Consider the following 2,307-nt stretch of genomic DNA (forward strand, 5'->3'; position numbering starts at 1 on the left):
GGCCCACGATCATCCCGATCCCGGTACGACCGGCGATCGTCCCACTCACGCCGAGAGCCCCGGTCACCCCGGTAGCCGCCCTCACGCCGATCGCCATAGCCGCTGTCACGGCGCGGCCCGCGGTCATCGCGGTCCCGGTAGGAACGGCGGTCGTCTCGATAGTCGTCGCGCCGCGGTCCCCTGTCGCCCCTATTGCCGTAGCGCGACCTGTCGTCTGAACGGAACGGACGGTCGCCGCCGGAATCACGCCCGCGGGATCCGTACCCGCCGCTTCTGCCCCCTCCGCCGGAGCGCCTGTCCCCGTAGTCGCCGCGCCCGCGCTGTCCGCCGTCCGATCCGTTGTCTCTGTTCACTTCTGGTCCATTTCGTTGATTCACCCGGCGGACTCACAACGACGGTCCACCAGGCTGGTCGCCGCCCGCCTGCGGGCCTTACGCGACGAAGGCCACCCCTGGGGTGGCCCGGTGTGCTCCCAGCCTAGCAAGCCACGGAACGTCCACGAGCCCGCCGCAAACCGATATCGAGTGGACCCCGGACATCCAGGCCGAGACACTGCCTGCCATGTCCCTTCGCTTCCACGAAATCGCCGAGTCGCGTCACCGGATCCTGAACCCCCTGACGGACGACAAGCTCCGCCTCCTGGGCGAGATCTGCGGTTTCACGCCCGGTACGCGCATCCTCGACCTGGCCTGCGGAAAGGGCGTGCTCCTTTCCCGCTGGGCGCACGAACACGCCATCGAGGGCGTGGGCGTCGACATCAGCGAAGTGTTTCTGGAGGCGGCCAGAAAGCGCGCCGAAGAGCTGGCCGTCGCGGATCGGGTCAAGTTCGTCGGAGCCGACGCGAGCACGTACACCGACGCTCCTGAGTCGTACGACGTCGTGTCCTGCATCGGCGCGACCTGGATCGGCGGCGGCCTGAAGGGCACGCTGGCGCTGATGCGCCGCTTTCTGCGCCCGGACGGCCTGGTGCTCGTCGGCGAGTGCTACTGGCAGTCGCCCCGCCACCCGAGGCCCTCGCCGCTCTGCAGGTCGGCGAGGACGATTTCACCTCATTGATCGGTACGGCCGACCGCGCGGAGGAAGCCGGCTTCGAACTCATCGAGATGGTGCTGGCCGACCCCGACAGCTGGGACCGCTACATGGCCCCCCAATGGTGGGCGCTCAGCGACTGGCTCTGTGCCTACCCCGGCCACCCCGACGTTCCCGCCCTGCGCGACTTCCTCACCCGATCCCGCCGGTCGCATTTGGAGTACGGCCGCGACTACCTCGGCTGGGGCGTCTTCGTCCTCCGTCCCCTCTGAAGCGACAAGCCCCGGCTCAACCGCCCGCAACGCAGGCCCGCACCGCACCTTCCGCATGGCACAAGCTGCTGGACCCGTCTTTCGAGAGAACAGAAAGGCTCCAGAACGGAGCCGGCGCCATACTCTCCTCGGATGGCATACGCGCACGCCCAGAAACACTATGGACGCAGCCCAGCTTCCCCGAGCCGGGGTAAGTGTCCCCCGAACCACGCCGGCGGCAGACTTAACCCCCACCCTAAGGGCGCTTATTCACACGCGCACGGCAGACTCACCGGATCGCGCCCAAAGACCAGCACACCCACAGCCGAGAAAGACCCAGCCCGCAAAAATCCGGCCCACCCGCACACGACCAGGAACGCCATGACCATGCGGCAGGACCGACACCACACCGGCAACGCTGAGCCCCGACCTCACCGCCAAGGCACTAGGTCCCGAGAAGCCTCCAGGCAATCCCCGCGATAGCCGGCTCCGAGCCCCACCCACGCTTCATAAGGTGCTCAAGATGCCGACCGGCCAGGGCCGATGGCGCAGACGGCGCGGGCGGCTTCGCCCGCACCGGCGTCGGATAGCGAGCGACCGTAACATACGTGACCAGAAACACCCTGAGTCTGCGGCAGGACCGACACCACACAAAGCCCGGCCTCCCCAGCCGCGCCAAATCCCCCCGAACCACCCCGACCACAACCACAGCCAAGGAAAACCAGCCCGCACAAACAGAAAACCCCACCCGCCAAACAAAAACCCCACCCACGCAGAACCCCGAACCCACCCGCACCCAAACAAACCGAGCACCCTTAAGCGAGACACCCGACACCAATCAGAGAACCAAAAACCAACAACCGAAAACAAACAACCCAGCACCCACCGAAAACAACCAACCCACCCCCCGAACACACCAAACCCGAAACACAAAAAAAGAGGGGCCCTGACACCCACAACAGGTGCCAGAACCCCTCTCTCAAAAATTGTCCGGCGGTGACCTACTCTCCCACACCCTCCCGAGTGC

At 66.4% G+C, this 2,307-nt stretch carries 2 protein-coding genes; both read left to right on the forward strand.

Features of this window, described 5'->3' with window-relative positions:
• Nucleotides 1-561 precede the first annotated feature (561 nt).
• Nucleotides 562-1,056 carry an SAM-dependent methyltransferase gene (locus tag ACGFIM_RS31685; protein WP_393207735.1) on the forward strand — a complete coding sequence of 165 codons (495 nt, stop codon included), beginning with the start codon at nucleotides 562-564 and terminating at the stop codon, nucleotides 1,054-1,056.
• Complete coding sequence (locus tag ACGFIM_RS31690) at nucleotides 1,053-1,301, forward strand: hypothetical protein (protein WP_393207738.1); 249 nt, start codon at nucleotides 1,053-1,055, stop codon at nucleotides 1,299-1,301. Before ACGFIM_RS31685 ends, ACGFIM_RS31690 begins: the two co-directional genes overlap by 4 nt.
• The last annotated feature ends 1,006 nt before the right edge of the window (nucleotides 1,302-2,307 follow it).

The sequence above is a fragment of the Nonomuraea sp. NPDC049309 genome, assembly GCF_043196965.1.
Classification (GTDB): Bacteria; Actinomycetota; Actinomycetes; order Streptosporangiales; family Streptosporangiaceae; genus Nonomuraea; species Nonomuraea fastidiosa.